The following is a 26,079-nucleotide window of genomic DNA, read 5'->3' on the forward strand; positions in this document are numbered from 1 at the left end:
GGGAGAAGAAGGCGCCAGCCGGCGCCGCCGGCGGCGCCGGGTGCGTCAGAGGTCTTCGCTGCCCAGCAGCATCTCGGTGATGCCCTTGCCGGCCTGCACCATCGGGAACACGTTCTCGGTGGGGTCGGTGCGGAAGTCCATGAACACGGTGCGGTCCTTGAGCTTGCGGGCCTCGCGCAGGGCGGGCTCGACGTCCTGCGGGCGCTCGATCAGCATGCCGACGTGGCCGTAGGCCTCAGCGAGCTTCACGAAGTTGGGCAACGCGTCCATGTAGCTGTGGCTGTAGCGGCCGGAGTATTCGATCTCCTGCCACTGGCGCACCATGCCCAGGTAGCGGTTGTTGAGCGAGCAGATCTTGATCGGCGTGTTGTACTGCAGGCAGGTCGACAGTTCCTGGATGCACATCTGCACCGAGCCTTCACCGGTGATGGTGAAGACCTCCGCCTCCGGCTTGGCCAGCTTGATGCCCATGGCGTAGGGAATGCCCACGCCCATCGTGCCCAGGCCGCCGGAATTGATCCAGCGCCGCGGCTCGTCGAAGCGGTAGTACTGCGCGGCCCACATCTGGTGCTGACCCACGTCGGAGCACACATAGGCCTCGACGTCTTTGGTCATGTTCCAGAGGGTCTCCACGACGTACTGGGGCTTGATCACGTCCTTGTTGTCGCGGTCGTACTTCAGGCAATCGCGGCTGCGCCAGGTTTCGATGGTCTTCCACCAGTCGGCCAGGGCCCCGGCGTCGGGCTTGGTGCCACTCTCGCGCACCATGGAGATCAGCTCGGTCAGCACATCCTTCACGTCGCCGACGATGGGCACGTCCACCTTGACCCGCTTGGAGATGCTCGACGGGTCGATGTCGATGTGGATGATCTTGCGTTCGTTCTGCGCGAAGTGCTTGGGGTTGCCAATCACGCGGTCGTCGAAGCGCGCGCCCACAGCCAGCAGCACGTCGCAGTTCTGCATCGCGTTGTTGGCTTCGATGGTGCCGTGCATGCCCAACATGCCCAGGAACTTGCGGTCGCTCGCAGGATAGGCGCCGAGGCCCATCAGCGTGTTGGTGACCGGATAGCCCAGCATGTCCACCAGCGTGCGCAGCTCGTTGGTGGCATTGCCCAGCAGCACGCCGCCGCCGGTATAGATGTAGGGACGCTTGGCCGTCAGCAGCAGTTGCAGCGCCTTGCGGATCTGACCGCCATGGCCCTTGCGCACCGGGTTGTACGAGCGCATTTCGACCTTGTCCGGGTAGCCGTGGTAGCCCACCTTCTTGAAGGACACGTCCTTGGGCACGTCCACGACCACCGGGCCCGGCCGGCCGCTGCGGGCGATGTGGAAGGCCTTCTTAATGGTCATCGCCAGATCCTTGGGATCCTTGACCAGGAAGTTGTGCTTGACGATGGGCCGGGTGATACCCACGGTGTCGCACTCCTGGAAGGCGTCCAGGCCGATGGCCGCCGTCGGCACCTGGCCAGCGACGATCACCATGGGGATCGAATCCATGTACGCCGTCGCAATGCCGGTGACGGCATTCGTCAGGCCGGGGCCCGAGGTGACCAGTGCCACGCCTACGTCGCCGGTGGCGCGAGCATAGCCGTCGGCGGCATGCACGGCGGCCTGCTCGTGACGCACCAGCACGTGCTGGATGGTGTCCTGCTTGTAGAGCGCGTCGTAGATGTAGAGAACGGCGCCACCGGGATAGCCCCAGATGTACTTCACCCCTTCGGCCTGCAGTGCCTTGATCAGCACTTCAGAACCCATGAGTTCTTGAGGTTGGCCAGCCGCGACGGCGGCGGTTTCGGCCTTGGAGATTTCCATTTGATGAACCTTCCGAGTTTTCGGGAACGAAAAACCTTGGGTGCCCCTTGCCAGCCCTTGTGGGGCCGCGCCAGGACTTGAGGCCAAAACCATGGGCGGACAGGTGAACCGCCGGACTTTGACCCGTTTGCCTTTTGACTGCGAGCCAACGATTATGACACCGGACAGGACAAAAGCCAGCCTCCTGTCAGCCAATGCAATAATCCATGAGTTTGTCTGCGGGCCTTTGTCACAGGTTCGCGCCATAGCCCCCGCAGTCGCCCCTCCCTCGCCCTACGGCAACCTCGCGCTTGGCCACCGAACAAGAACTCTCAGATTTCCTCAAGAGCGTCGAAAAGCGTGCATTCAAGCGCTCGCTGTACCACGTTCGCGATGAAGAGGCGGCCCTAGACATCGTGCAGGACAGCATGATGAAGCTGGCCGAACACTATGGCGACAAGCCACCGGCCGAGTTGCCGATGCTGTTCCAGCGGATCCTGTCCAACTGCACCCTCGACTGGTTTCGGCGGCAGAAAACGCGGCGGGCATTGTTCTCGAACCTCAGCGACTTCGAGAGCGACGACGACGACGCGGGCGATTTCGATCTGCTCGGCAGTTTCAACGGCGACCTCGACACCCGCGAGACCGAAAGCGCCGAGGATGTCACCCGCCGCACCCAGGTCTTCCACCAGATCGAAGCGGAGATCGCGGCGCTTCCCACTCGTCAACGAGAAGCTTTCCTGTTGCGTTACTGGGAAGAGATGGATGTGTCCGAGACAGCCGCCGCCATGGGCTGCTCAGAAGGCAGCGTGAAGACGCACTGCTCCCGGGCCATCCAGGCACTCAGCCGCGCCCTCAAGGCGAAGGGGTTTCTGCCGCCATGACTTCGACACGCATGACCTCCTCCTCCAATCCGGAAGACCTGTTCGGCCGCGCCATCGCCGCTCGACTGAGCGCCGGTGCCGACGACCTGCCGCGCGACATCAGCGAGCGCCTCCGAGCGTCCCGCACACGGGCGCTTTCCCAGAAAAAGCGCGAAATGGGCCACGCCGTCGTGGTCGACACCGGCGGCAGCGCCATGCTCGGCCTTCAGGGCTGGTGGCAACGCGCGCTGGCCGTAGTGCCCTTGCTGCTGCTGACCATTGGCCTGCTCACCATCGGTCTGACCCAGGAAGAGCGCCGTACCGCCGAACTGGCCGAGGTCGATGCAGCCTTGCTGACCGACGACCTCCCGCCCGCCGCCTATACCGACCCCGGTTTTGCCCAGTTCCTGAAGGCGAACGCCGCCGCTGCGCACCAGTGATGGAGGTCGATATGACCTGGCCTTCCCACAAGAGTTTTTCGCCTGGCGACCATGCCAAAGGCCGTCAAATGTTGCCGAAACGCAACATTGTTGCGCTGATCTTGGCCGCCATGACGGTCGGGGCAGGTTCGGTTGCAGTGCATGCCGGCGAAAGTGGCCCGGCCGCAGGATCGATCAAGTCGGCAGCGCAAACGCGCAGTGGACCGCGGTGGACCACGCTCACCAAGGCCCAGCAGCAGGCGCTTGCGCCCCTGGCACCCCACTGGAACACCCTGAGCGATGCCCAGCGCCGCAAATGGATCGCGCTGTCCCGCAACTTCGACCACATCGGGCCAGCAGAACAGGCCAAGTTGCATGAACGCATGACGGATTGGGCTGCGCTGAGTCCGCGCCAGCGCGCGCTGGCTCGGCTCAATTTCGCCGAAGTGCGCAATCTCGCGCCGGCCGAGCAGCTCAAGGCCAAATGGGAGGCCTATCAGGCCCTGAGCGAAGCGGAGCGACGCAAACTGGCGGAAAGTGCGGGTGGGCGCAGCATCGGTGCCGCTCCTGCAGCGCGGCCGGTGCCGGCAGACAAGCTGGTTCCCGTGCCCGCCACCGCCTTTCAGCAGCCGCATGGCGGCCCGCGGATCCAGATCACGCCCTCGCCCGGGCCGGAGGCTGCCAATGCCGCGCCGATCGGCGACGCCACGGGGCAGGACGCGGGCAACGTCCTGATGACGGGACGGCCGTCGGCCGAGCCGACTGCCACGGCGCCTTAGCCGGCGTGCCCGACAATAGGGCATGCCTTCGTTGCACACCCCGGCTTCCTCCATTCCTCCAGCCCGCCAAGACATACCGACGCCAGTGGCCACCCCAGGCATCTGGCGCCGGATGGCCTGCTGGCTCTACGAGGGACTGCTGCTTTTTGCCGTCGTGTTCGTGGCTGGCTGGCTCTTCAGTACGCTGGGGCAGATGCGTGACGCCATGGATGCACGTCGCCCCCTCCTCCAGGCTTTTCTCTTCGTCGTGTTCGGCATCTATTTCACGGTGTTCTGGTCCCGCGGCCAGACACTCGCGATGAAGACCTGGAGGCTGCGCATGGTGGACCGGAGCGGACGCCCCCTGACCCAGGGTCGCGCGCTGGTCCGCTACCTGCTCGGCTGGATCTGGTTCCTGCCGCCGTTGGCGGCCATCCATGCCCTCCCGTTCAAGGTGAGCGGCGGCGAAGTGCTCGTTCTGATGACAGGCTGGGTCGCCATCTGGGCCCTGCTGGCACGTTTTCACCCTCAACAACAGTTCTGGCACGACGCATGGGCAGGCACCCGCATCGTCGATGCCTCGCCGATTCCCCGATGAGCACTCCTGACCCCACCCTGCATGTCAATCCCCAGAAAGCGCGCAAGGGTCTAGACCGTCTTTGGCATGCCACCCTCTACTCCCTCAATGGGCTGAAGGCAGGCTGGGGCGAGCCTGCCTTCAGGATGGAGGCCTGCCTCGCGATCGTCCTCCTGCCGCTGGCCTTCATCGTCGGGCAGAGTTGGATCGAGACGGCGCTTCTGGTCGCCGGCGTGCTTCTGGTGATGATCGTGGAACTGCTCAACACCGCGGTCGAGGCCGCTATCGACCGCATCGGTCCTGAATGGCACGACCTGTCCAAGCGTGCCAAGGACATGGGCAGCGCCGCCGTCTTCCTCACAAGCCTCCTGGCAGGAGGCATCTGGCTTGCCGCGCTCTGGCAACGTTTCTTCGCCTGACCAGGAAGGCGCGCACGCATGAATCACCCCGCTTCCTTTTCCGTCTGCGTGTACTGCGGCTCCCGGCCCGGCACGCGACCCGAGTACCTGGAATCGGCCGAGGCCACGGGCCGCTGGATCGGCGCAAACGGTGGGCAACTGGTCTATGGCGGCGGACGCACAGGCCTGATGGGCGCCGTCGCCGAGGCCACGCGAGTCGCGGGCGGCCGCGTGGTCGGCATCATTCCCAAGGCGCTGGTCGACAAGGAACTGGCCAACACCTTGTGCGACGAACTGCACGTGGTCGACACCATGCACGAGCGCAAGGCCATGATGGCCGCGCGTGCACACGCCTTCCTTGCGCTGCCGGGCGGCATCGGCACCTTCGAAGAACTCTTCGAGATGTGGACGTGGCGCCAGTTGGGCTACCACGACAAGCCCATCGGCCTGCTCAACGTCGCGGGCTACTACGACGGACTGCTCGCTTTCGTGGACCAGAGCATCCGTGCAGGGCTGATGAATGACTGGCAGATGGGCCTGATCGAATCGGGCAGCGAGCTGGATGTCCTTCTTGAGAAACTGCGGCAGCAGGCCCCTCCAGACCGCCGCGCGCCGCTCCTCACCCAGAACATCTGAGGGACGCGGATCAGCCCTCGTGCAGGCCTGCGGCGGGCGGCCCCGTTCGGGAGCGGCCCGCCCTCAGACGGCGCTCTCGTTCTCCTCGCCGGTCCGGATACGAACAATGCGCTGCACCTCGGTCACGAAGATCTTGCCGTCGCCGATCTTGCCGGTGCGGGCCGCCGTGACGATGGCATCGACGCAGTTCTCCACGTCGGCGTCGGCGACCACCACCTCGATCTTCATCTTGGGCAGGAAGTCGACCACATACTCGGCGCCGCGATAGAGCTCCGTGTGGCCCTTCTGGCGGCCGAACCCCTTTACCTCGGTCACCGTCAGGCCGGAGACGCCGACTTGACCCAGCGCCTCGCGCACGTCGTCGAGCTTGAAAGGTTTGACGATGGCAGTGATCTGCTTCATGGCGGTGTTCCTGTAATGAGAGTGATGCAAGAGACTGGGTGACAGGCCGCGCGCACGCAGACCCCTGGGGCACGAGGTGTCGCAAGCCGCTGAGGCGGCGCGAAGTTGCACCCACGCTCGGAAATTATGTCATTCGCACCATCGCCCAGCGCACAGGGCGGTCGGCTGCTACGCTCGCCGATCCATGCCTTCGACTTCCCCGCCTGCGCTTCACGGGATCGCCGCCGCGTACCGGCGCGCCAGCCACAACGCCACGCTGCTGCTCGTATTCACCACCCTGATGTGGGGATGCAATGCCGTCGCTGCGAGGCTCGCCGTCGGAAACATCTCGCCCATGATGCTGACCACGGCGCGGTGGACGATCTGCTGTGTGGCGCTGTGGTTCACCGCCCGGCACGAGATCGCCCGGCATTGGCGCACCGTGGCGCGATCCTGGCGCCTGATCGCCATCATGGGCACGGCAGGCTTCACTGCCTTCAATGCCCTCTTCTACGCGGCGGCACACCACACCTCGGCCATCAACATCGCCATCATCCAGGGGACGATCCCGGTGCTGGTGCTTCTGGGCAGCTTCGTGTTCGCGGGCCGGCGCTTCCGGCCCATGCAGGCGCTGGGGGTGGCCGTGACCCTGGCGGGCTGCGTCGTCGTGGCTTCGCGCGGCCAGCTTCACGTGCTCGCCACGCTCGACTTCAACGTCGGCGACCTCTGGATGCTGCTGGCCAGCCTCTTCTACGCGGGGTACATGCTCGGGCTGACCCGCCGGCCACCCGTGCCGCCGATCGTCTTCTTTGCCGCCGCCGCCGGCGTCGCGGCGTTGACCTCCCTGCCGCTGCTGGCCTTCGAGGTGGTCACGGACCGCTTCTTCATGCCCACGGCGACCGGCTGGGCGTTGATGCTGTTCGTGGGCCTGCTGCCCTCCTTCGTGTCGCAGATCACCTTCATCCAGGCCGTCTCACTGATCGGGCCGGAGCGCGCCGGGGTCTTCGTCAACCTGACGCCGATCTTCGGCCCGCTGCTGGCAGTGCTGGTGCTGGACGAGCCGCTGCGCCCCTTCCACCTCGCCGCACTGGCGCTCGTGCTGGGCGGCATCTGGATCGCGGAGCGCCGCCGGCGCGCTGTCGACACGGAGTGAAGCGGTCATGCCTGGAGCGTCCCTCGAATTCAGGATCGTCCACGATCCATTGCAGATCGATGCCTCGGCCTGGAACGCCCTGCTCGCCCGGCAGGCCGCGCCCAGCCCCTTCATGCGGCACGAGTACCTTGCGGCGATGCATGCGAGCGGAAGCGCAACGCCGCAAACGGGCTGGGCTCCCGCCTTTGCCACGCTGTGGCGGGGCAACGAGTTGGCGGCGGCCTGCGCGCTCTACCTGAAGTCCCACTCCTACGGCGAATACGTGTTCGACTGGGCCTGGGCGAATGCGTATGAACAGCACGGCCTGCGCTACTACCCCAAAGCCCTGGTGGCGGTGCCGTTCACGCCGGTGCCCGGCACCCGGCTGCTGGCGCTCGACCCACCCACGCGCCTGGCGCTCCTCCGATCGCTGGTGGCCTGGGCGGCGGACAACGAACTGTCTTCCCTGCACCTGCTGTTCGGCGTAGACGAAGACATTGCCGCCTGCGAAGCCGCTGGTCTCATGCTGCGGCACACGGTGCAGTTCCACTGGGAGAACGCGCACCCTGCGCAGGACGAGCAGGCGCGCCGCTATCGGGATTTCGACGACTTCCTCGCGGCCCTCAACCAGGAGAAGCGCAAGAAGATCCGCCAGGAGCGCCGCAAGGTCGCCGAGAACGGCGTGCGCTTCCGCTGGGCGCGCGGCACGGACATCCGTGACGCGGACTGGGATTTCTTCTATCGCTGCTATGCGCGCACCTACCGCGAGCATGGCAACCCACCCTACCTGACCCGGGACTTCTTTCACCGGATGGCGACCAGCCTGCCCGACGCCTGGCTCCTGTTCGTGGCCGAACGCGAGGGCCGTCCCACAGCCTGCAGCCTGATCGGCCTTGGCGCCGACGCCGATGGCCGTGGCATCGCCTACGGACGCTACTGGGGCGCGCTGGAACGTGTCGACTGCCTGCACTTCGAAGCCTGCTACTACCAGCCCATCGAATGGTGCATCGCCCATCAGGTGCATCGCTTCGAAGGCGGCGCACAGGGCGAGCACAAGATGGCGCGCGCACTCATGCCGGTCAGGACCACCAGCGCCCACTGGCTCGCCCACCCGGCCTTCGCGGATGCGGTGGAGCGCTTCCTGGCGCGCGAAGACGAAGGCGTGTCGGCCTACCTGTCGGAACTCGGCGAGCGAAGCCCGTTCCGCGCCTAGCACCTCTCGCGCCGTGAGGCCGCAGGACGCACCCCTGCGCCAGATCATGCGGGCCAGCCCTGGCACCCGCTAAGCTCGGTCGATGACCGACGCCGCCGCTCCCGTCTCCCCAGCAGCCCCGCGGACCCGCCATGCCTTGTGGGAGGACGCACTGGCCATCGCCAGCGGCACGCTGCTCATCTCCGTGGGCGTGGCGCTGTTCACCACGGCCGGACTGCTGACCGGCGGCACGGCTGGCATCGCGTTCCTGTTGCACTACGGCACCGGCGCCAGCTTCGGCACCCTCTTCTTCCTGCTCAACCTGCCCTTCTACTGGCTGGCCTGGCGCAAGCTGGGCCCGGCCTTCACCATCAAGACCTTCCTGGCCGTTGCCTCGCTGTCCTTGCTGACCCTTTGGCAGCCGGCATTGCTGCACTTCGACCGACTGCACCCACTCTATGCCGCCCTGGCCGGCGGGCTGGTGACGGGCACCGGCTTCCTGATCCTGTTCCGCCACCGCTGCAGCCTGGGAGGCATCGGTATCCTCGCGGTCTGGCTACAGGAGAAGAACGGGTGGCGCGCCGGGCAGGTGCAGATGGGCTTCGACTGCCTCATCGTCGCGACCGCCTTCGCGCTGGTGGAGCCGCAGCGGGTGATGCTGTCCATTGCCGGCGCCGTCGCACTCAATGCGGTGCTGGCCATCAACCACAAGCCGGGCCGCTACCTGGGCTTCTGACTCGCACGGCGACCAGTGCGCCGAGTGCCCAAGAAAAAGCCCGCCGAAGCGGGCTCATGATCGCGATCCGCGGCGGCGGATTACTTCTTGTACGCGGCGATGCCGTCGGTGATTTCCTTGTGGGCGGCTTCGATGCCGTCCCAGCCCAGCACCTTGACCCACTTGCCGGCTTCGAGGTCCTTGTAGTGCTCGAAGAAGTGGCTGATGGCCTTCAGGCGCATCGGGTTCACGTCCTGCACCGTCTTCCAGTGGCTGTAGATCGGCAGGATCTTGTCGGTGGGCACGGCCAGCACCTTGCCATCCACGCCGGCCTCGTCTTCCATCTTCAGGATGCCCAGCGCGCGGCACTTGACCACCACGCCCGGCAGCAACGGATAGGGCGTGACCACCAGCACGTCCACCGGGTCGCCATCGCCCGACAGCGTCTGCGGCACGTAGCCGTAGTTGGTCGGGTAGTACATCGCCGTGGTCATGAAGCGGTCGACAAAGATCGCACCGGTTTCCTTGTCCACCTCATACTTGATCGGATCGGCGTTCATCGGGATTTCGATGACGACGTGGAACTCTTCAGGGGCCTTGGGGCCCGGGGGGATTTTGTCGAAGGACATGGCTTGTCTATGGTTGGAATGGCGTTCGCCCCGCGGCTCGGGACAAACCCCGAGTTTAGCCAGCGGGCCGACGCCAGCCTGACACCGACGCGGTTTGCCTGTAAATTCGTTCCGTTGGCCAATCAGTGCAAAGCGGGTTCTACCCCCAGCATTGAGGAAGCAACGCGGCGGCAGTTGGGCCCGGCGCGTTGTGGCAGGGTCCCGGCTGGCGTCTTCACAACCATATGGAGACGGCAATGACTGGCAACTTCCCTTTGTATGCGGTGATCGCCTGTGGGCTGATCGCTGTCATCTACGGCATCTGGGCGCGAAGCTGGATTCTTTCCCGCGACCCGGGCAACGCCCGCATGCAGGAGATCGCCGCGGCGATCCAGGCCGGTGCCTCGGCCTACCTGGCCAAGCAATACACGGCCATCGGCATCGTAGGCCTGGTGCTCGCGGTGCTGATCGCGCTCTTCCTCGACAGTCTCACGGCGGCCGGCTTCGTGGTCGGCGCCGTGCTGTCGGGCGCCTGCGGCTTCATCGGCATGAACGTCTCGGTGCGTGCCAATGTGCGCACGGCGCAGGCCGCAGCGCAGGGCATCGGACCGGCGTTGCAGGTGGCATTCCGGGGTGGCGCCATCACCGGCATGCTGGTGGTCGGGCTGGGGCTGCTGGGGGTCGCCGGCTTCTATGCCTTCCTGGGCGCGGGCACGGCCACGCCGCAGGCACTGAATCCGCTGATCGGCTTTGCCTTCGGCTCCTCGCTGATCTCCATCTTCGCCCGGCTCGGCGGCGGCATCTTCACCAAGGGAGCGGACGTCGGCGCCGATCTCGTCGGCAAGGTCGAAGCCGGCATTCCCGAGGACGATCCGCGCAACCCCGCCGTGATCGCCGACAACGTGGGCGACAACGTCGGCGACTGCGCCGGGATGGCGGCCGACCTGTTCGAGACCTACGCCGTCACGCTGATCGCCACCATGGTGCTGGGTGCGCTGATGGTCACGGCAGCGCCGGCGAATGCGGTGATCTATCCGCTGGCGCTGGGCGGCGTCTCGATCATCGCGTCCATCGTCGGCTGCTTCTTCGTCAAGGCGTCACCGGGCATGACCAACGTGATGCCGGCGCTCTACCGCGGCCTGGCAGTCGCCGGCGTGCTGTCGCTCATCGCGTTCTGGTTCGTCACGTCCTGGCTGATGCCCGACAACGCAGTGGTCGCCGCCGGCAGCCAGCTGCGCCTGTTCGGCGCCTGCTTCGTGGGCCTGGCTCTAACGGCCGCGCTGGTGTGGATCACCGAGTACTACACGGGAACGCAGTACAAGCCGGTACAGCATGTGGCCCAGGCCTCCACCACCGGCCATGGCACCAACATCATTGCCGGCCTGGGGGTGTCCATGCGGTCCACGGCATGGCCGGTGATCTTCGTCTGCGCCGCAATCCTGGCGGCCTACACGCTGGCCGGCCTGTATGGCGTGGCCGTGGCGGCAACCTCGATGCTCTCGATGGCCGGCATCGTGGTCGCGCTGGACGCCTACGGCCCCATCACCGACAACGCGGGCGGCATCGCGGAGATGGCCGAACTGCCGTCGTCCGTCCGCGACGTGACGGACCCGCTGGATGCCGTCGGCAACACGACCAAGGCGGTGACCAAGGGCTATGCCATCGGTTCGGCGGGTCTGGCTGCGCTGGTGCTGTTCGCCGACTACACGCACAAGCTGGAGAGCTATGGCCAGGCCATCGACTTCAACCTGTCCGATCCGCTGGTCATCGTGGGGCTATTCATCGGGGGGCTGATTCCCTACCTCTTCGGCGCCATGGCCATGGAGGCTGTGGGCCGCGCGGCCGGCGCGGTGGTCGAGGAAGTGCGACGTCAGTTCCGCACCATCCCCGGCATCATGGACGGCACCGGCAAGCCCGAGTACGGCAAGGCGGTCAGCATGCTCACCGGCGCGGCCATCAAGGAGATGATGATCCCGTCGCTGCTGCCGGTACTCGTGCCCATCGTGGTGGGCCTGGTGCTGGGGCCGAAGGCCCTGGGCGGCCTCCTGATGGGCACCATCGTCACCGGCCTGTTCGTCGCGATCTCGATGTGCACTGGCGGCGGCGCCTGGGACAACGCCAAGAAGTACATCGAGGACGGCCATTTCGGCGGCAAGGGCAGCGAGACCCACAAGGCGGCCGTCACAGGCGATACGGTGGGCGACCCCTACAAGGACACGGCCGGGCCGGCCGTCAATCCGCTGATCAAGATCATCAACATCGTGGCGCTGCTCATCGTGCCGCTGGTGGTGCAGTTCCACGCGCCTCAGCCCCCGCGCGCGGCGAGCCTCGGCGCGCCCGTCTTCGGGCAAGTGGCCCAGGCACAGCCGACCACCTCGAACCCAATGCCGACGCCGACGCAACGCTGACCGTCAGCGCTGCGCCACGGCACGCACCAGGCGCGTGGCCGGCTCCACCAGCGCGGTGAGGTCGGCCTCCCGCCCCTCCTCCACCGCGAGGAGCACGAGTTCGTGGATGCCGCCCACGACCGTCATGGCCATCTGCCGGTCAAGCGGCTGGCCCTGCGCATCGGGAACGGCCGCGCCGATGAAATCGGCGATGGCCAGATGTACCCGGCGCCGGACCGCGAGGCCTTCCAGGCCCAGGCCGAGGATCTCGACGAACAGCGTGCGCAGAAGAACCGGATCGGAGGCCAGGCACTCCAGATAGGCCCGCACCGCGCCGTCCACCTGGACCTGCCAGGGCCTCGACCGGTCGACCGACTCGACCAGCACCTTCAACGCCACACCGCTTGCCGCTTCATATAGCGCAAGCAGGCACTCGGTCTTGCCCGCGAAGTGCTCGTAGAAGGTCCGGCGCGACACCGCGGCCTCCCGCACGATGTCGGCGATGGAGGTCTGGGCATACCCGCGCGCCGCCAGGGCGCGGGCCATGCCTTGCAGCAGGCGCTCGCGATGGCCGGCCTCTGTGAGCTTCTCTTCGGGTGCGGTGGAGCTGTTCATGCGGTGCGAAGGCCGCGGAACGCGGCCGGCAGTAGATCGTACAAAGCCCCTCATCGGGGCCCGGTCGGCACTTGAGCGTACCGGCTCCTGGGAGGATGATCGCGGTACGCTTCCGTACCAATTCTCCGAAAGTGACCCCTGATGAGCCAGCTCGTGATTCGAAGACTGCTGATCGACCTCGACGCGCCGTTCGAGCGCCAGTGGTGCGCGGGCAATGCCTTCCAGACGGCTTTCTTCAATGCGCTCTCCATGAGCTTTCCGTTCGGGGAGCAGTTCTTCATCGATGCCGTGCGGGGCGCGCTGCCGATGCTGACGCCCGACGCCCAACAGGGCTGGCAGTCCGAGGTGCGCGGCTTCATCGGCCAGGAAGCCACGCACCGGCGCATCCACGCCCTGTTCAACGGCCAACTCGAACGGCAGGGCCTCAAGGATTCCTGGACGCCACGCATGAAGCAACGGATGGCGCTGCTCGACGGCCAGGATCCGCGACACGCCCTGGCGATCACTGCCGCGACCGAGCATTTCACCGCCATCTTCGCGGACTGGCTGCTGCGCCATCCCCAAACCCTGGAGGGCGTCGAGCCTCGTCTACGGACGATGTGGATGTGGCATGCGGCCGAGGAGTCGGAGCACAAATGCACCGCCTTCGACCTCTATCGCGCCGTCGGAGGCGCCGAATCATGGCGGCGGCGCTGGATGCGGCGCGTCACCCTGCTCTTCCTGACCGACCTGCTCCGACAGACCGTGGCCAATCTGCGCCATGAAAAACAGCTGTGGAAGCGATCGACCTGGCGGCAGGCCTGTCAGACCCTGTTCGGTCGCGAAGGCCTGCTGACCAGCAATGTGCGCGCGTGGCGCGCCTACTTTCGCCCGACGTTCCATCCCTCCGAACAGGATGGCACGCTTGCGCAGCAGTGGCTGGCCGACCACCGTGACAGCTACACCCCTGTCGGCGCAAACTGAACATCGGCAAACGACGAAGGCGGCGTGCCCCGCCTTCAGCCTCCTGGAGCAACGGTCCAGGCTTCAAAGCGCCCCATGCGGGGCGCCCCGTGGGTTCAGCCTCCGCCCTTGAGCGTCGCTTCCAGTTCCTTGCAGGACGGCGCGCACACCGGCTGGGCCTTGCCCAGGACGCGCTTGGTCTGCATCAGGGAGCGGGGGCGGTGCTTGCCGCACAGGAAGCACGACATCGTGGCGCCGCTGAAAGAGGACGAGGCCTTGAAGGGAGAACCTGGGGTCTTGGACTTGTAGCGCAGCCCAGCCTCGTCCATGGTCGTCTTGACATCAGAGCTGGCCATGGGCGCCTCCCTGTTGAACGAACACGCCGCGGACGGCAGAGAGAAGTGGGGAGTACATGCACGGCATGTCGTTATTTTCGGCGATTTCCGGATACCTGTTTTGACGGGGGACATTATCCCCGCCGACGCAATGGCGACGGCTCCTCCACAATTGGGGGCATGCAACTGAATTTCATCGCCAACGAGCATGCCGCCTCCGCCAGCGGCCGCGTGATTCCGGTCCTCGACCCCTCCGACGGTCAGGCCTTCGACGAGCTGCAGCGCAGCGATGCGCGCGACATCGACGCCGCCGTGCGGGCTGCGCGCGCCTGCTACGAGGGCGCGTGGGCCCGCCTTTCGGCCGCCGACCGCGGCCGCCTGCTGTACCGCCTGTCCGTGAAGGTGGCGGAACATGCCGACGAACTCACGGCGCTGGAGCAACGCGATTGTGGCAAGCCGACCAAGCAGGCGCGTGCCGATGCGCTGGCCCTCGCGCGCTACTTCGAGTTCTACGCCGGCGCGTGCGACAAGTTCCACGGCGAGACCATTCCGTACCTCGACGGCTACAGCGTGATGACCTGGCGCGAGCCGCATGGGGTGACGGGCCATGTGATCCCCTGGAATTACCCCATGCAGATCTTCGGGCGCAGCGTCGGTGGTGCGCTGGCCGCGGGCAACTGCTGCGTGGTCAAGCCTGCCGAAGACGCCTGCCTGTCGCTCATCCGCGTAGCGCAACTGGCGGCCGAAGTGGGCTTTCCCGCAGGCGCCATCAACATCGTCACCGGCTACGGCCATGAAGTCGGCGACGCGCTGGCACGCCACCCCGGCATCGACCACATCAGCTTCACCGGAAGCCCCCGCGTGGGCACGCTGATCCAGCAGGTGGCCGCCGAGCGCCACTGCCCCGTCACGCTCGAACTTGGCGGCAAGAGCCCGCAGATCGTGTTTGCCGATGCCGACCTGGACGCTGCCATTCCGGTGCTCATCAATGCCATCGTGCAGAACTCGGGCCAGACCTGCTCGGCCGGTTCGCGCGTGCTCATCGAAGGCAGCATCTACGAACCGCTGCTCGACCGCCTCGGCGCGGCGTTCGAGAAGCTGCGCGTCGGCCCCGCCGCCATGGACCTGGACCTCGGCCCGCTGATCCGTCAGACCCAGCAGCAGCGCGTGTGGGACTTCCTCTCGGATGCCCAGACCGCCGGCATCCCCATGGTGGCCCAGGGCCAGGTCGTAGAGGAGGCGCCCGACTCCGGCTTCTACCAGGCGCCCACGCTGCTGCGCGACGTGCCGGTGGACCACCGCATCGCCCAGGAGGAAGTCTTCGGCCCCGTGCTGGCGGCCATGCGTTTCGATGGCGAGGACGACGCGGTGCGCCTGGCCAATGCCACGCAGTTCGGCCTCGTGGCCGGCGTGTGGACGCGCGATGGCTCGCGGCAGTTCCGAATGGCCAAGCGGCTGCGCAGCGGCCAGGTGTTCATCAACAACTACGGCGCGGGCGGCGGGGTCGAACTGCCCTTCGGCGGCGTGAAGTCTTCCGGCTACGGCCGCGAGAAAGGCTTCGAGGCGCTGTACGGCTTCACCACGATGAAGACGATCGCCATTCGCCACGGCTGATGCCGGCCGTGCACGGGGCTCAACCGAGCGCCGTGTCCAGCAACATCATCAGGACGAAGCCGACCATCAGCCCACCCGTCGCGAAGGCCTCATGGCCCTTCCGATGGGACTCAGGGATGATTTCGTGGCTGATGACGAAGAGCATCGCGCCGGCCGCAAAGCCCAGTCCCCAGGGCAGGAGCAGGGCCGAATGCTCAACGACTGCCGCGCCGAGCACAGCGCCCAGCGGCTCGATCAGGCCGGACGCCATGCCCAGCGCAACCGCGAGACCGCGCCCATAACCCGCAGCCAGCAGCGCCACCGCGACCACCAGCCCCTCGGGCACGTCCTGGATCGCGATGCCCGTCGCCAGCGCGTTGGCACGCAGCCCATCATTGCCCGCGTAGCCGACGCCGATGGCCAGCCCTTCGGGCAGGTTGTGCAAGGCGATGGCGATCACGAACAGCCAGGTGCGCCGCAACGTGCGCACGGCATCGGTGTCGCGTCCTTCGCGGCCCTTGATGAAATGCTCGTGAGGCAGCAGCTTTTCCATGGCCATCAAGGCCGCTGCGCCCAGCAGGATCGCGGCGCCGATCACGCCGCCCGCGGACCAGCGGCCGCCGCCGAACAGCGCCTGCTCCTTCGCCACCTCCAGCCCGGGCAGGATCAGCGAAAAAGCGCAGGCCGCCAGCATGACGCCCGCGCCGAAGCCGAAGAGCGTGTCCTGCACACGCTCCGAAAGCCGTTGGGAGAACAGCACCGGCAGCGTGCCCAGTGCCGTGGCCAGGGCCGCGACCGAGCCACCCACCAGGGCCTGTCCCACCACCTCGCTGCTGGCAACCAGCGACCAGAACTGCCCTGCCAGGACCGACACGCCCAGTGCCATGATCGCCAGCCCGAGCCAGCGGCGCGCGGTGCGCGGATGCCGGCGCGTGGCAGGCCAGGCAGCGGTTTCAGAGTCGTTCATGGTCGGTCCTTGCGGTGATGGCGTCGCTCCGGCACCGGGAGGGCGCCCGCCCTCCAACACTGGAGCGCTGGCAGTGAACCACCGGGCCAGCCCCGTCGATGTAGTCCGGGCGCCGGTCCGGCTACCAGCGGACGCAGGGGGTGCCGACGGCTGGGCATCGCCTGCCCGCGGGCAGCGTGCGTCCGCCCCCCGGGTTCTCCCGCAAGGGCAGACCCCACGCTGCGCCGGAATGCACCCCGTCGATAAACTGCAACGCCCACCGACGTCGCCCTTGCGAGGCGCCGCTCCACACAGATCCCATGGCCTTTCGCGTGATTCCCCTCGTCGACCAGCGCCGCGATGCGCCCCTGCCCGCGCCGCGCGACGAAGAGGGGGTGCGCGCAGGCCTGCTGCAGGACAGGCTCGGGCGTCCCCTCACCGACCTGCGCATCAGCGTGACCGACCGCTGCAACTTCCGCTGCAGCTACTGCATGCCCAAGGAGGTGTTCGACAAGAACCATGTCTACCTCCCGCATTCCGCGCTGCTCAGCTTCGAGGAGATCACGCGTCTGGCGCGCGTATTCGTCGACCAGGGCGTGCGCAAGATCCGCCTCACGGGGGGCGAACCGCTGCTGCGCAAGAACATCGAGCACCTGATCGAGCAACTCGCCGCGCTGCGCACGCCCGACGGGTCGCCACTGGATCTGACGCTCACCACCAACGGCTCGCTCCTTGCACGCAAGGCGCATGCGCTCAGGGCCGCCGGCCTGCAGCGCGTGACGGTCAGCCTCGATGCGCTCGATGACGCCGTCTTCCGCCGCATGAACGACATGGACTTCCCGGTCGCGGACGTGCTGGCCGGCATCGATGCCGCGCGCGAGGCGGGGCTGGGGCCGATCAAGGTCAACATGGTCGTCAAGCGCGGCACCAACGAGCAGGAGATCCTGCCGATGGCGCGGCACTTCCGTGAGCGGCATGGCGGCGACGTGGTGCTGCGCTTCATCGAATACATGGATGTGGGCGCCACCAACGGCTGGCGCATGGACGAGGTGATGCCTTCCGCCGACGTGGTGGCGCACATCGCCGCCGAGTTGCCGCTGCTGCCCCTGGAGGCCAACGCCCCGGGCGAGACCGCGCAGCGCTGGGCCTACGCCGATGGCCGTGGCGAGATCGGCGTCATCAGCAGCGTCACGCAGGCCTTCTGCCGCGATTGCAGCCGGCTTCGCCTTTCCACCGAAGGCCGCGTCTACCTTTGCCTCTTCGCCTCCCAGGGCCATGACCTGCGGCAACTGCTGCGCGGTGGCGCAGACGACGAGGCGCTGGCGCGCACCGTGCGCAGCATCTGGACGCAGCGGGGCGACCGCTATTCCGAGTTGCGGGCCCGCCGGCCTGCCGACGAGGTGGACGGGGGTCCGGCCCCTCGCCGCGTCGAGATGAGCTACATCGGCGGATGAACGCCAGCCCTCTTGCCGCGTGGATGCGCACGCCGCCAGCCAGGCCGGAGGACCGCCGTTGAGCGCCGCTGACGCGCCGCTGCATCACCCACCCGCCCTCGGGGCGGCCGCCCTCACCGGTGCCGTGCTGGCCGGCGGCCAGGGCCGGCGGATGGGCGGCGCCGACAAGGGCCTCCAGCCCTATCGCGGCCAGCCGCTGGCGCTGAACGCGCTGCAACGGCTGCAGCCCCAGGTGGAGGCCTGCCTCATCAGCGCCAATCGCCATCTGCCCACCTACGAGACTTTCGGCGTACCGGTGGTACAGGACAGCATCGCCGGCTTTGCCGGCCCGCTCGCCGGCATGCTGGCCACCATGGAGCACTGCACCACGCCATGGCTGCTGACGGTGCCGTGCGACGTGCCGGCGTTTCCCCCCGACCTTGCCGCACGCCTGTTGCAGGCCGCCCGGTCCGCGGCGGCCGACATCGCCATCCCCACGGTTCGAAGCGGGCCCGGCGACGACGACGCGCGTCCGCAACCCGTGTTCTGCCTCGTCCACACGCGGCTGCACGCCAGCCTGCGCGACTGGCTGGCCCGCGGCGAGCGTCGCGTCATGGGCTGGGCACGCCAGCAGGGCGCGCAGTTGGTGCCTTTCGACCAGCCCGGCGACCCGGCTGCCTTCGCCAACATCAACACCCTGGAAGCGCTCGCCGCTCTCAACGACCAGCGCTGAGGCGGCCGATACTCGGCGGCCGCGCCCTGCCGGCACGCCTCCCGCCATGACCTCTCCGCCCAACCATCCCTCCCACGCCGACACCACGCCCGACCTGCATGTCGACGAAGTGCACCAGCGCATCGCCCGCCTGGTCGCGCGTGGCCGCAAGGACCTGTCGACCGAGCAGATCGCGCTGGGCAAAGCAGTGGGCCGCATCCTGGCGGCGGACGTCCTGTCGCCGGTTTCCGTTCCGCCGCACGACAACGCCGCCATGGACGGCTATGCCTTCTCCGGCGCGGCGCTGCAGTCCGCGGGCGCGGAGCTGGACCTGCGCGTGGTGGGAAAGGCCCGCGCGGGCGCACCCTGGACCGGCCAGTTGGGCCCGGGCGAAGCCCTGCGCATCATGACGGGCGCCGTGATGCCACGGGGCGCCGATACCGTGGTGCCCCAGGAGCTGTGCCAGCCCCAGGCCGACCGGGTGCGCTTCGACCGCCTCCGCGTCGTCACCGGCGCGCACTGCCGCAAGGCGGGCGAGGACCTGCGGGCCGGGGGGCTGGCGCTGGCCGCGGGGACACGCCTCACGCCGGCGGCGCTCGGCCTCCTCGCGAGTCTCGGACAGGCAGAGGTGACCGTGCGGCGCAGGCTCAGGGTCGCCGTCCTGTCCACCGGGGACGAACTGCTCCAGCCCGGCGAGCCGCCACGCCCCGGTGCGATCTACGACAGCAACCGCACCACCCTCTCGGCGCTCGTGCGCAGCCTGGGCCTGGAGCCCCTCGACCTGGGCCCGGTGCCCGACCAGGCCGACGCCCTGGCCGCAGCGCTCGCAGATGCCGGACGGCAGGCGGACGTGGTGATCAGCTCCGGCGGCGTGAGCGTGGGCGAGGCCGACCACACGCGGTCCGCACTCGCAGCATCGGGCGAACTGGCCTTCTGGCACGTCGCGATGCGCCCCGGCCGGCCCTTTGCCGCTGGCGTGCTGAGGGGCGATGCCGGCGCGCCGATGCCCTTCTTCGGCCTTCCGGGCAACCCGGTGGCCGCGATGGTGAGCTTTCTGGTCTTCGTGCGGCCGGCGCTGCTGCAACTGGCCGGGTGCGGCGCAGCCGAGGTGGTCTCGCCACCCCTGGTGCGTGCGCGCACGAGCCGCGCGCTGCGCAAGCGCCCCGGCCGGACCGAATACCAGCGCGCGGTGCTCCGCCGGGTGCCCGGCGCCCTGCCGGTGGTCGACGTCGCGCTCAACCAGAGTTCGGCGGTGCTCAGCGCGATGGTGGCGGCAGACGCCCTGGTCGTGCTACCGCACGATCAGGGCGACGTCGACGCCGGCGAGGAAGTCGACGTGCTGCTGCTGGACACGTTGTTCTGACGGCGGCGCGCGCCTGGCGCCCGGCCGTCACCCTGAACAACGACGAAAAGCTCAGGCGCGCCCTTGCGCGTGCAGCACGCCACGGTTGGCGAGTGCATCCGCGCGTTCATTGCCTGGATCGCCCGAATGCCCGCGCACCCAGCGCCATTCGATCTGGTGCCCGCCGTCGGCCACCAGCTGATCGAGCCGCTTCCACAGCTCCACGTTCTTGACCGGCTGACCGGTCGAGGTGCGCCAGCCCTTGGCCTTCCAGCCGCGGATCCAGGACGTGATGCCCTGGCGCACGTACTGGCTGTCCAGGAAGAGCACCACGCGGCAGGGCCGCTTGAGTGCGGCCAGCGCCTCGATCACCGCCATCAGCTCCATGCGGTTGTTGGTGGTGTCCAGCTCGCCGCCGAAGATTTCTTTTTCAAAGGTGCCGGACTTGAGCCAGGCACCCCAGCCGCCTGGGCCAGGATTGCCCTTGCAAGCACCGTCGGTGTAGATCGTGACTTCGTTCAAAGGTTGTGTTTCTTTCCAGTTCTGGACGTCCGGCCGGCGATCGGGCGCGGTGCCGCCGCCATCGCCGGCCGCCGTTTCCAGTCGGCCGGTAGCAGACGCATGCCGCGCACGCGCTTGACCGCGACGACGAAATAGACGGCGCCGAAGATGGGCCACCAGCGCTCGCCCAGGTCGTCCATCCAGCGGTAGCGCTGAAGCCAGGCTTCACCGCGCGCGGCCGGCCGGTACAGGCCGAAGCGGCCGGACTCGACCTCGAAGCCCAGCAGACGCAGCCAGTCGCGCAGACGCCAGTAGTTGATGAGTTCGGAGGGGCCCGGCAAATAAAGTTCGCCGCCGCCCAGATGCCGGTACAGTCGGGCCCGGCGCTGCCGCAGGCCCCAGAGACTCGCCGGGTTCAGCCCGCAGACGACCACGCGGCCTTCGGGCACCAGCACCCGTTCCACCTCGCGCAGCGTGGTGTGCGGGTCGGCAGCGAGTTCGAGCGTGTGAGGCAGCGTGACGAGGTCCAGGCTGTTGGCGCCGAAGGGCAAGGCCGAGAAGTCCGTCAGCAGGCCGGCCGAAGCGGCCGGCGGCTCCTCGGGACCGCCGGCCAGCCAGCGATGCGGCATGCGGTTGGTGCGCAGCGTGTCGATCTCGGCACAGCCCAGCTGCAGTGCGTGATAACCAAAGATGTCGACCACCGCCTCGTCGAACTGCGACGCCTCCCAGGCCTGCAGCAGGCGGCCGGGCGGGGTCTTCAACCAATCGCCCAACTTTATAATTTGATCGGTCATGACCCTTGTTCCGTTGCCTGCTTTCGCCGACAACTACATCTGGATGCTCCAGATTGGCGCGCAGGCCGCCGTGGTGGATCCAGGCGACGCCGGACCGGTGTTCGACGCCTTGGCCCGGGAGCCCGGGCTTGAACTGGCGGCGATTCTAGTCACACACCATCACGGCGATCACACGGGCGGCGTGGCCGCGCTGCGCGAGGCCACCGGAGCTCAGGTCTTCGGTCCGGCCACTGAAAACATCCCCCAGCCCTTCACGCCACTGCGCGGTGGCGACCCTGCGCGCGCGCTCGGTCTGACCTTCGAGGTGATCGACGTCCCCGGCCACACCGCGGGCCACATCGCCTACGTGCTGCGCGAGCCGCCCGCCCCTCTTTCCCATCCGCTGCTCTTCTGCGGCGACACCCTCTTCTCGGGCGGCTGCGGCCGCCTGTTCGAGGGCACACCGGCGCAGATGCTGGCCTCGCTCGATGCGCTGGCTGCCCTGCCCGACGACACCCAGGTGTGCTGCGCGCATGAGTACACCCTCTCCAACCTGCGCTTTGCCCTGGCGGTGGAACCCGGCAATGCCGCGCTTGTCGATCACGAGCGCCACTGCCAGACGCTGCGCGCCCAGGGGCGCCCCACCCTGCCGGCCCGGCTGGCGATGGAGCGCCGCACCAACCCCTTTCTGCGCTCGCGCGAAGGCACCGTCATCGCCGCCGTCCAGGCGCACGCGCCCGGCGTGCAGTCCGACGACGAGGTTGCCGTCTTCGCTGCCCTGCGCCAATGGAAAAACGACTTCCGATGAAGAGACTTCTCGCCGCCGCCATGGTGGCTGCCTCGCTGTTCCTGGCCGGCTGCGCCAGCACCCCGCCCGACTCCAAGGCGATCCAGGCCGCTGCGGCGGCCTCCTCGTCCTCGGCCGCGCCGGTTTATCCCACGGGCCGGCTGACGCCGCTGGTGCCCGGCAGCCAGGAATGGACCGGCCACAGCGTGGTCACCCTCGCGCCGCCGGTGGACATGTGGGACCGCATGCGCCGCGGCTTCAAGATGCCCGACCTGGACAGCGACCTGGTGCGTGACCGCGAGCAGTGGTACGCCACCCGGCCCGACTACATCCAGCGGATGACGGAGCGCTCCAGCAAGTACATCTTCCACATCGTCGAAGAGCTCGAACGGCGCGGCATGCCCACCGAACTGGCGCTGCTGCCCTACATCGAGAGCGCCTTCAACCCGCAGGCCGTCTCCAGCGCCCGGGCCACCGGCATGTGGCAGTTCATGCCGGCCACCGGCAACGACTACGACCTCAAGCAGAACCTGTTTCGCGACGACCGGCGCGACGTGGTCGCCTCCACCCGCGCCGCCCTCGACTACCTGCAGCGCCTGTACACCATGTTCGGCGACTGGCAGTTGGCGCTGGCGGCCTACAACTGGGGCGAGGGCAATGTGGGCCGCGCCATCGCGCGCAATCAGAAGGCCGGCCTGCCCACGGGCTACGCCGATCTGAAGATGCCCGACGAGACCCGCTACTACGTGCCCAAGCTGCAGGCGGTGAAGAACATCGTCGCCAACCCGCAGCAGTTCGGCGTCGACCTGCCCTTCATTGCCAACCACCCCTACTTCCAGACCGTCGAGCTCACGCGCGACCTGGACGTGGAACTCGCCGCCAAGCTGGCCGACGTGCGCATCGAGGACTTCCGGGCCCTCAACCCCGCCGCGCACAAGCCGGTGCTGCTGGCCGCCAGCGGCACGCCCATCCTGCTGCCCTGGGACAACGCCGCCGTCTTCAAGCGCAACTTCGAGGCCTACAACCAGGGCCAGTACGCGAGCTGGACGGCCTGGACGGTACCCTCCACCATGACCGTGGCCGACGCCGCCCAGCGCGCAGGCATGAGCGAAGCCGACCTGCGTGCGATGAACAACATCCCGCCGCGCATGCTGATCAAGTCGGGCTCCACGCTGATCGTGCCCCGCACCGCCCGCGTGAAGGAAGACGTCGCCGCAGTGGTGGCCGAGACGGGCCACCTGAGCTTCGAGCCCGAGATCGTCACCCGCCGCACCGTGGTCAAGGCGGGCCGCAACGACAGCGTCACCAGCATCGCCAACCGTTATAAGCTCAGCCCCGCACGGGTGGCGCAGTGGAACGACGTGGCAGCGGGCCACCGCTTCAAGCGCGGCTTCCAGGTCGTGGTGTACCTGCCCGTGCGTGCGGCGGCCGCCGAGAACGTGGGCAGCGGCGCCAAGCATGCCGTGGTCACCAGCAAGCGCGGCGGCGGTGTGGCCCGGGCCGCGGTCGCGCCGGTGTCCACGCGCGCGGTTGCGCGCAGCACCACGGCCAGCTCCAAGAAGGCGGTCACGTCGCCCCGTGGCGGCTCGCCGTCCAAGAAGAAGCGCTGACCGGCGCGCCGCCGATCAGGCCTTGAAGCGCTCCTTGGCGCGCTGGGCGAAGTCGTTGGTATAGAGCCGGTCCAGCTCGATCCGCTCCGGCCTGAAGCTGGCGTCGAAGGTGGTCATGGCGGCCAGTGCCGTGCGCGGCCCTTCCGGGGGAACCAGCCCGTCCAGCGCGATCGACTCGCGCACCTTGTCGAAGGCCGCCAGGTACAACGCGCGGTCGCCGAGCAGGTGACTTTCGGGAAGCGCCTTGATGAGGTCGCCGGGCCCGGCCGTCTGCAGCCACTTGAGGCTGTGCACGACCGCATTGGCCACCGCCTGCGCCGTGTTGGGTGCGCGCCGCAGGAAGTCCTCGGACGCATAGAGACAGGCGGCCGGCATGGGACCGCCGAACACCTCGGCCGTGCCACGCAAGGTGCGGCAATCGGCGATCAGCTTCACATCGCCTTTCTGTTCGAGCATGGTCATCACCGGCTCGCTGTTGCTCATGGCATCCACCTGGCCCGTGCGCAGCGCGGAAAGCGCGCCCGCGGACGAGCCCACGCCCACGTACTGCACGTCGCCAGGGCGCAGGCCGCCGCGGGCCGCCACCAGGCTGGCCATCATGTGCGTGGCCGATCCCACGGCCGACACGCCCACGCGACGCCCGCGCAGATCGGGCACCGCCTGATAGGCCGCAAAGCCCTTGGTCGACGTGCCCATGGCCACCTGGGGCGCGCGGCCCTGCAGCACGAAGCAAGGGAAGAACTGGCCGCCGGCCTGCAGGTTCAGCGTGTGCTCGAAGGCGCCCGAGCAGATATCGGCCGAACCGCTCAGCAGGGCCTGCAGGGCCCGCGCGCCCGCCGCATGGTCCACCACCTCCACGTCCAGGCCCTCGGCCCGGAAGTAGCCCAGCTGCTCGGACAGCGTCAGGGGCAGGTAGTAGAACGAGCCCTTGCCCGCGACGGCAATGACGACGCGGTTCTTTTCGAGCCGCGGCTGGGTGCGCACGCCAGGCGCGATGGCCAGCGCGGCACCTGCGGCGGCCGCGGCGCAGAAGGCGCGGCGGTGGAGCATGGCGGCGGTGGTTCCTCTCTGGCAAGGCTGTGGTGCTCGCTGACAGGGTCGCCGCCCCGTCGCATCGAGGGGGCCGCGCCCTTCAGGAGAGCCCGGGCATTTGCCACGAGCTTAGGAGGCGCCGACGCGCAGCAGCATCCGGACCATCCCCCACACGGGTTTCCACGGAACGCACCGCGGGCAGCGGCGGCCCCCTACCGCCCACCGGGTGGCTCAGCGCCCGACGAAGAGGATCGCGATGTTGACCAGCAGCGCCAGCGCGAACACGGCGCTGCGCATCGTGCTGCGTCCGCGGATGTAGAGCGACACGAACACCACCCGCAGCAGCACGTAGGCGACCGCGAGGGCATCGAGCCGCGCCTGCGCCGCGCCGTACTGGTGGGCGATGACCACCGCACCGATGAAGAAGGGCAGGCTTTCGAAACCATTGGCATGGGCCGCCATGGCCCGCGCGCGCCAGCCCTCCAGGCGGCAGGCCCAGTCGCGTGGCGCATCGTTGTCGCGGCGGGCGAAGGCGCCCGCCTTGGCGATGTAGGCCGTCAGGTAGGGCAGCAAGGCGGCCACCAGCACGCACCAGTAGGCCAGCGTCAGATGGCTCGCGTTCATGCCTTGCGCCTCAACGGCGGTCGACCAGCGCGTGCGCGATGGTGCCCAGGTCGACGTACTCCAGCTCGCTGCCGGCCGGCACGCCACGCGCCAGGCGCGTCACGGTCAGGCCGCGGCTGCGCAGCGCCTCGGCGATCACATGGGCCGTCGCCTCGCCTTCGGCCGTGAAGTTGGTGGCGACAATCACTTCGCGCACATGGCCGTCGGTGGCCCGCGCCACGAGCTGGTGCAGGCCGATGTCGCGCGGGCCCACGCCGTCGAGCGGACTCAAACGCCCCATCAGCACAAAGTAGTAGCCGCGGAAGGCGCCCGTCCGCTCCAGTGCCGCCTGGTCGGCCGGCGTCTCCACCACCGCCAGCTTGCTGGCGTCGCGCTGCGGGTCGCGGCAGACCTCGCACAGCTCGGCCTCGGTGAAGGTGTTGCAGCGGCTGCAGTGGTGCACCTGCAGCACCGCGTCCTGCAGCGCGCGGGACAGCACCTGCGCGCCGTTGCGATCATGCTGCAGCAGATGGAAGGCCATGCGCGAGGCCGACTTGGCGCCCACACCCGGCAGGCGCCGCAGCGCCTCGATCAGCGTGTCGAGCGAATGGGCGTCGGACATGGTGGAGCGGCGGAAGGCTGGCTCAGAAGGGGAACTTCATGCCACCGGGCAGGCCCGGCATACCGGCCGTGATCTTGCCCATCTTCTGCTCGCTAGTCTCCTCGGCCTTGCGCACGGCGGCATTGAAGGCGGCAGCCACGAGGTCCTCAAGCATGTCCTTGTCGTCGGCCAGCAGGCTGGGGTCGATGGTCACGCGCTTGACGTCGTGCTTGCAGGTCATGACGACCTTGACCAGGCCGGCGCCGGATTCGCCTTCGACCTCGATGTGCGCCAGTTCTTCCTGGGCCTTCTTGAGGTTGTCCTGCATGGCCTGGGCCTGCTTCATCAGGCCGGCGAGTTGTCCTTTGTTGAACATGGGGCGGGTTCCTTCCTAGGT

At 68.0% G+C, this 26,079-nt stretch carries 29 protein-coding genes; 17 read left to right on the forward strand and 12 right to left on the reverse strand.

Going from position 1 to position 26,079, the window contains the following annotated elements; translation table 11 throughout:
* Positions 1–45: 45 nt before the first annotated feature.
* Positions 46–1,812 (reverse strand): acetolactate synthase 3 catalytic subunit, encoded by a 1,767-nt coding sequence (locus tag ABIC63_RS03215; protein ID WP_354318662.1) that lies wholly within the window; start codon positions 1,810–1,812, stop codon positions 46–48.
* Positions 1,813–2,102: 290 nt separating this feature from the next.
* On the opposite strand from ABIC63_RS03215, the gene ABIC63_RS03220 reads away from it, so the two are divergent.
* Genes ABIC63_RS03220 through ABIC63_RS03245 form a run of 6 tightly spaced genes read left to right on the forward strand, consistent with a single transcriptional unit; the run spans position 2,103 to position 5,442 of the window.
* A complete protein-coding gene (locus ABIC63_RS03220; RefSeq protein WP_017759051.1) occupies positions 2,103–2,675 on the forward strand; it encodes an RNA polymerase sigma factor in 573 nt (190 codons plus the stop codon).
* A gap of 11 nt (positions 2,676–2,686) precedes the next feature.
* Positions 2,687–3,094, forward strand: a complete 408-nt coding sequence (locus tag ABIC63_RS03225) for a DUF3619 family protein (RefSeq protein ID WP_017759050.1) — start codon at positions 2,687–2,689, stop codon at positions 3,092–3,094.
* An 11-nt stretch (positions 3,095–3,105) separates the two neighbouring features.
* Positions 3,106–3,852: a DUF3106 domain-containing protein gene (locus tag ABIC63_RS03230; RefSeq protein ID WP_354318663.1), complete on the forward strand. Its 747-nt coding sequence runs from the start codon at positions 3,106–3,108 to the stop codon at positions 3,850–3,852.
* 22 nt (positions 3,853–3,874) lie between these two features.
* Complete coding sequence (locus ABIC63_RS03235; protein WP_114804153.1) at positions 3,875–4,429, forward strand: RDD family protein; 555 nt, start codon at positions 3,875–3,877, stop codon at positions 4,427–4,429.
* Positions 4,426–4,827: a diacylglycerol kinase gene (locus tag ABIC63_RS03240; protein ID WP_043113319.1), complete on the forward strand. Its 402-nt coding sequence runs from the start codon at positions 4,426–4,428 to the stop codon at positions 4,825–4,827. Before ABIC63_RS03235 ends, ABIC63_RS03240 begins: the two co-directional genes overlap by 4 nt.
* 18 nt (positions 4,828–4,845) lie before the next feature.
* Positions 4,846–5,442, forward strand: a complete 597-nt coding sequence (locus tag ABIC63_RS03245; protein WP_017759046.1) for an LOG family protein — start codon at positions 4,846–4,848, stop codon at positions 5,440–5,442.
* A 63-nt stretch (positions 5,443–5,505) separates the two neighbouring features.
* On the opposite strand, the gene ABIC63_RS03250 is transcribed toward ABIC63_RS03245, so the two are convergent.
* A complete protein-coding gene (locus ABIC63_RS03250; protein WP_017757297.1) occupies positions 5,506–5,844 on the reverse strand; it encodes a P-II family nitrogen regulator in 339 nt (112 codons plus the stop codon).
* Positions 5,845–6,028: 184 nt separating this feature from the next.
* Between ABIC63_RS03250 and ABIC63_RS03255 the strand changes: the two genes are divergently transcribed.
* The 3 genes from ABIC63_RS03255 to ABIC63_RS03265 all read left to right on the forward strand — a co-directional run bounded on the left by ABIC63_RS03255 (position 6,029) and on the right by ABIC63_RS03265 (position 8,883).
* A complete protein-coding gene (locus ABIC63_RS03255; protein ID WP_354318664.1) occupies positions 6,029–6,976 on the forward strand; it encodes a DMT family transporter in 948 nt (315 codons plus the stop codon).
* Between the two features lie 7 nt (positions 6,977–6,983).
* Positions 6,984–8,168 (forward strand): GNAT family N-acetyltransferase, encoded by a 1,185-nt coding sequence (locus tag ABIC63_RS03260; protein WP_354318665.1) that lies wholly within the window; start codon positions 6,984–6,986, stop codon positions 8,166–8,168.
* 82 nt (positions 8,169–8,250) lie between these two features.
* Positions 8,251–8,883 carry a YitT family protein gene (locus ABIC63_RS03265; RefSeq protein ID WP_354318666.1) on the forward strand — a complete coding sequence of 211 codons (633 nt, stop codon included), beginning with the start codon at positions 8,251–8,253 and terminating at the stop codon, positions 8,881–8,883.
* A gap of 80 nt (positions 8,884–8,963) precedes the next feature.
* Here ABIC63_RS03265 and ppa read toward each other — a convergent pair whose 3' ends face one another.
* Positions 8,964–9,491 carry an inorganic diphosphatase gene (gene ppa / locus ABIC63_RS03270; RefSeq protein ID WP_234192296.1) on the reverse strand — a complete coding sequence of 176 codons (528 nt, stop codon included), beginning with the start codon at positions 9,489–9,491 and terminating at the stop codon, positions 8,964–8,966.
* Positions 9,492–9,727: 236 nt separating this feature from the next.
* On the opposite strand from ppa, the gene ABIC63_RS03275 reads away from it, so the two are divergent.
* The gene (locus ABIC63_RS03275) at positions 9,728–11,878 is read left to right on the forward strand and encodes a sodium-translocating pyrophosphatase (RefSeq protein WP_354318667.1); all 2,151 of its coding nucleotides are present in this window, start codon (positions 9,728–9,730) and stop codon (positions 11,876–11,878) included.
* A gap of 3 nt (positions 11,879–11,881) precedes the next feature.
* Here ABIC63_RS03275 and ABIC63_RS03280 read toward each other — a convergent pair whose 3' ends face one another.
* Positions 11,882–12,472, reverse strand: a complete 591-nt coding sequence (locus tag ABIC63_RS03280; protein WP_354318668.1) for a TetR/AcrR family transcriptional regulator — start codon at positions 12,470–12,472, stop codon at positions 11,882–11,884.
* Positions 12,473–12,613: 141 nt separating this feature from the next.
* On the opposite strand from ABIC63_RS03280, the gene ABIC63_RS03285 reads away from it, so the two are divergent.
* Positions 12,614–13,435: a metal-dependent hydrolase gene (locus ABIC63_RS03285; RefSeq protein WP_354318669.1), complete on the forward strand. Its 822-nt coding sequence runs from the start codon at positions 12,614–12,616 to the stop codon at positions 13,433–13,435.
* A gap of 95 nt (positions 13,436–13,530) precedes the next feature.
* Here the strand turns inward: ABIC63_RS03285 and ABIC63_RS03290 are convergent, their stop codons facing one another.
* Positions 13,531–13,770, reverse strand: a complete 240-nt coding sequence (locus tag ABIC63_RS03290; RefSeq protein ID WP_017757288.1) for a hypothetical protein — start codon at positions 13,768–13,770, stop codon at positions 13,531–13,533.
* Between the two features lie 159 nt (positions 13,771–13,929).
* On the opposite strand from ABIC63_RS03290, the gene ABIC63_RS03295 reads away from it, so the two are divergent.
* On the forward strand, positions 13,930–15,363 hold the full coding sequence (locus ABIC63_RS03295) for an aldehyde dehydrogenase family protein (RefSeq protein WP_354318671.1): 1,434 nt from the start codon (positions 13,930–13,932) through the stop codon (positions 15,361–15,363).
* 19 nt (positions 15,364–15,382) lie between these two features.
* Here the strand turns inward: ABIC63_RS03295 and ABIC63_RS03300 are convergent, their stop codons facing one another.
* Complete coding sequence (locus tag ABIC63_RS03300; protein ID WP_476344923.1) at positions 15,383–16,309, reverse strand: ZIP family metal transporter; 927 nt, start codon at positions 16,307–16,309, stop codon at positions 15,383–15,385.
* 299 nt (positions 16,310–16,608) lie between these two features.
* Between ABIC63_RS03300 and moaA the strand changes: the two genes are divergently transcribed.
* From moaA to moeA, 3 genes are read left to right on the forward strand one after another with little or no spacing between them, the layout of a single operon-like run.
* On the forward strand, positions 16,609–17,742 hold the full coding sequence (gene moaA / locus ABIC63_RS03305; protein ID WP_354318672.1) for a GTP 3',8-cyclase MoaA: 1,134 nt from the start codon (positions 16,609–16,611) through the stop codon (positions 17,740–17,742).
* A gap of 58 nt (positions 17,743–17,800) precedes the next feature.
* Positions 17,801–18,454, forward strand: a complete 654-nt coding sequence (gene mobA, locus ABIC63_RS03310) for a molybdenum cofactor guanylyltransferase MobA (RefSeq protein WP_354318673.1) — start codon at positions 17,801–17,803, stop codon at positions 18,452–18,454.
* Between the two features lie 46 nt (positions 18,455–18,500).
* Positions 18,501–19,796, forward strand: a complete 1,296-nt coding sequence (moeA, locus tag ABIC63_RS03315) for a molybdopterin molybdotransferase MoeA (protein WP_354318674.1) — start codon at positions 18,501–18,503, stop codon at positions 19,794–19,796.
* Between the two features lie 51 nt (positions 19,797–19,847).
* Here moeA and rnhA read toward each other — a convergent pair whose 3' ends face one another.
* Both rnhA and ABIC63_RS03325 read right to left on the reverse strand, forming a co-directional pair.
* The gene (rnhA, locus tag ABIC63_RS03320; protein WP_234192304.1) at positions 19,848–20,297 is read right to left on the reverse strand and encodes a ribonuclease HI; all 450 of its coding nucleotides are present in this window, start codon (positions 20,295–20,297) and stop codon (positions 19,848–19,850) included.
* The gene (locus ABIC63_RS03325) at positions 20,294–21,070 is read right to left on the reverse strand and encodes a class I SAM-dependent methyltransferase (RefSeq protein WP_234192305.1); all 777 of its coding nucleotides are present in this window, start codon (positions 21,068–21,070) and stop codon (positions 20,294–20,296) included. The genes rnhA and ABIC63_RS03325 overlap by 4 nt, the downstream gene beginning before the upstream one ends.
* Between ABIC63_RS03325 and gloB the strand changes: the two genes are divergently transcribed.
* Together gloB and ABIC63_RS03335 are read left to right on the forward strand one after the other, a co-directional pair.
* The gene (gloB, locus tag ABIC63_RS03330; protein ID WP_354318675.1) at positions 21,069–21,857 is read left to right on the forward strand and encodes a hydroxyacylglutathione hydrolase; all 789 of its coding nucleotides are present in this window, start codon (positions 21,069–21,071) and stop codon (positions 21,855–21,857) included. The genes ABIC63_RS03325 and gloB overlap by 2 nt on opposite strands.
* Entirely contained in the window at positions 21,854–23,446 is a 1,593-nt protein-coding gene (locus ABIC63_RS03335) for a transglycosylase SLT domain-containing protein (protein WP_354318676.1), read from the forward strand. The genes gloB and ABIC63_RS03335 overlap by 4 nt, the downstream gene beginning before the upstream one ends.
* Before the next feature lie 15 nt (positions 23,447–23,461).
* Here ABIC63_RS03335 and ABIC63_RS03340 read toward each other — a convergent pair whose 3' ends face one another.
* The 4 genes from ABIC63_RS03340 to ABIC63_RS03355 all read right to left on the reverse strand — a co-directional run bounded on the left by ABIC63_RS03340 (position 23,462) and on the right by ABIC63_RS03355 (position 26,058).
* The gene (locus ABIC63_RS03340) at positions 23,462–24,496 is read right to left on the reverse strand and encodes an ABC transporter substrate-binding protein (protein ID WP_354318678.1); all 1,035 of its coding nucleotides are present in this window, start codon (positions 24,494–24,496) and stop codon (positions 23,462–23,464) included.
* Positions 24,497–24,709: 213 nt separating this feature from the next.
* Complete coding sequence (locus tag ABIC63_RS03345; RefSeq protein WP_354318680.1) at positions 24,710–25,102, reverse strand: MAPEG family protein; 393 nt, start codon at positions 25,100–25,102, stop codon at positions 24,710–24,712.
* Positions 25,103–25,112: 10 nt separating this feature from the next.
* On the reverse strand, positions 25,113–25,703 hold the full coding sequence (gene recR, locus ABIC63_RS03350; RefSeq protein WP_294369580.1) for a recombination mediator RecR: 591 nt from the start codon (positions 25,701–25,703) through the stop codon (positions 25,113–25,115).
* A gap of 22 nt (positions 25,704–25,725) precedes the next feature.
* Positions 25,726–26,058, reverse strand: a complete 333-nt coding sequence (locus ABIC63_RS03355) for a YbaB/EbfC family nucleoid-associated protein (RefSeq protein WP_017759408.1) — start codon at positions 26,056–26,058, stop codon at positions 25,726–25,728.
* Positions 26,059–26,079 lie beyond the last annotated feature (21 nt).

Origin of the sequence: Pseudacidovorax sp. 1753, from assembly GCF_040544975.1 — a bacterium.
GTDB lineage: Bacteria > Pseudomonadota > Gammaproteobacteria > Burkholderiales > Burkholderiaceae_C > Xenophilus.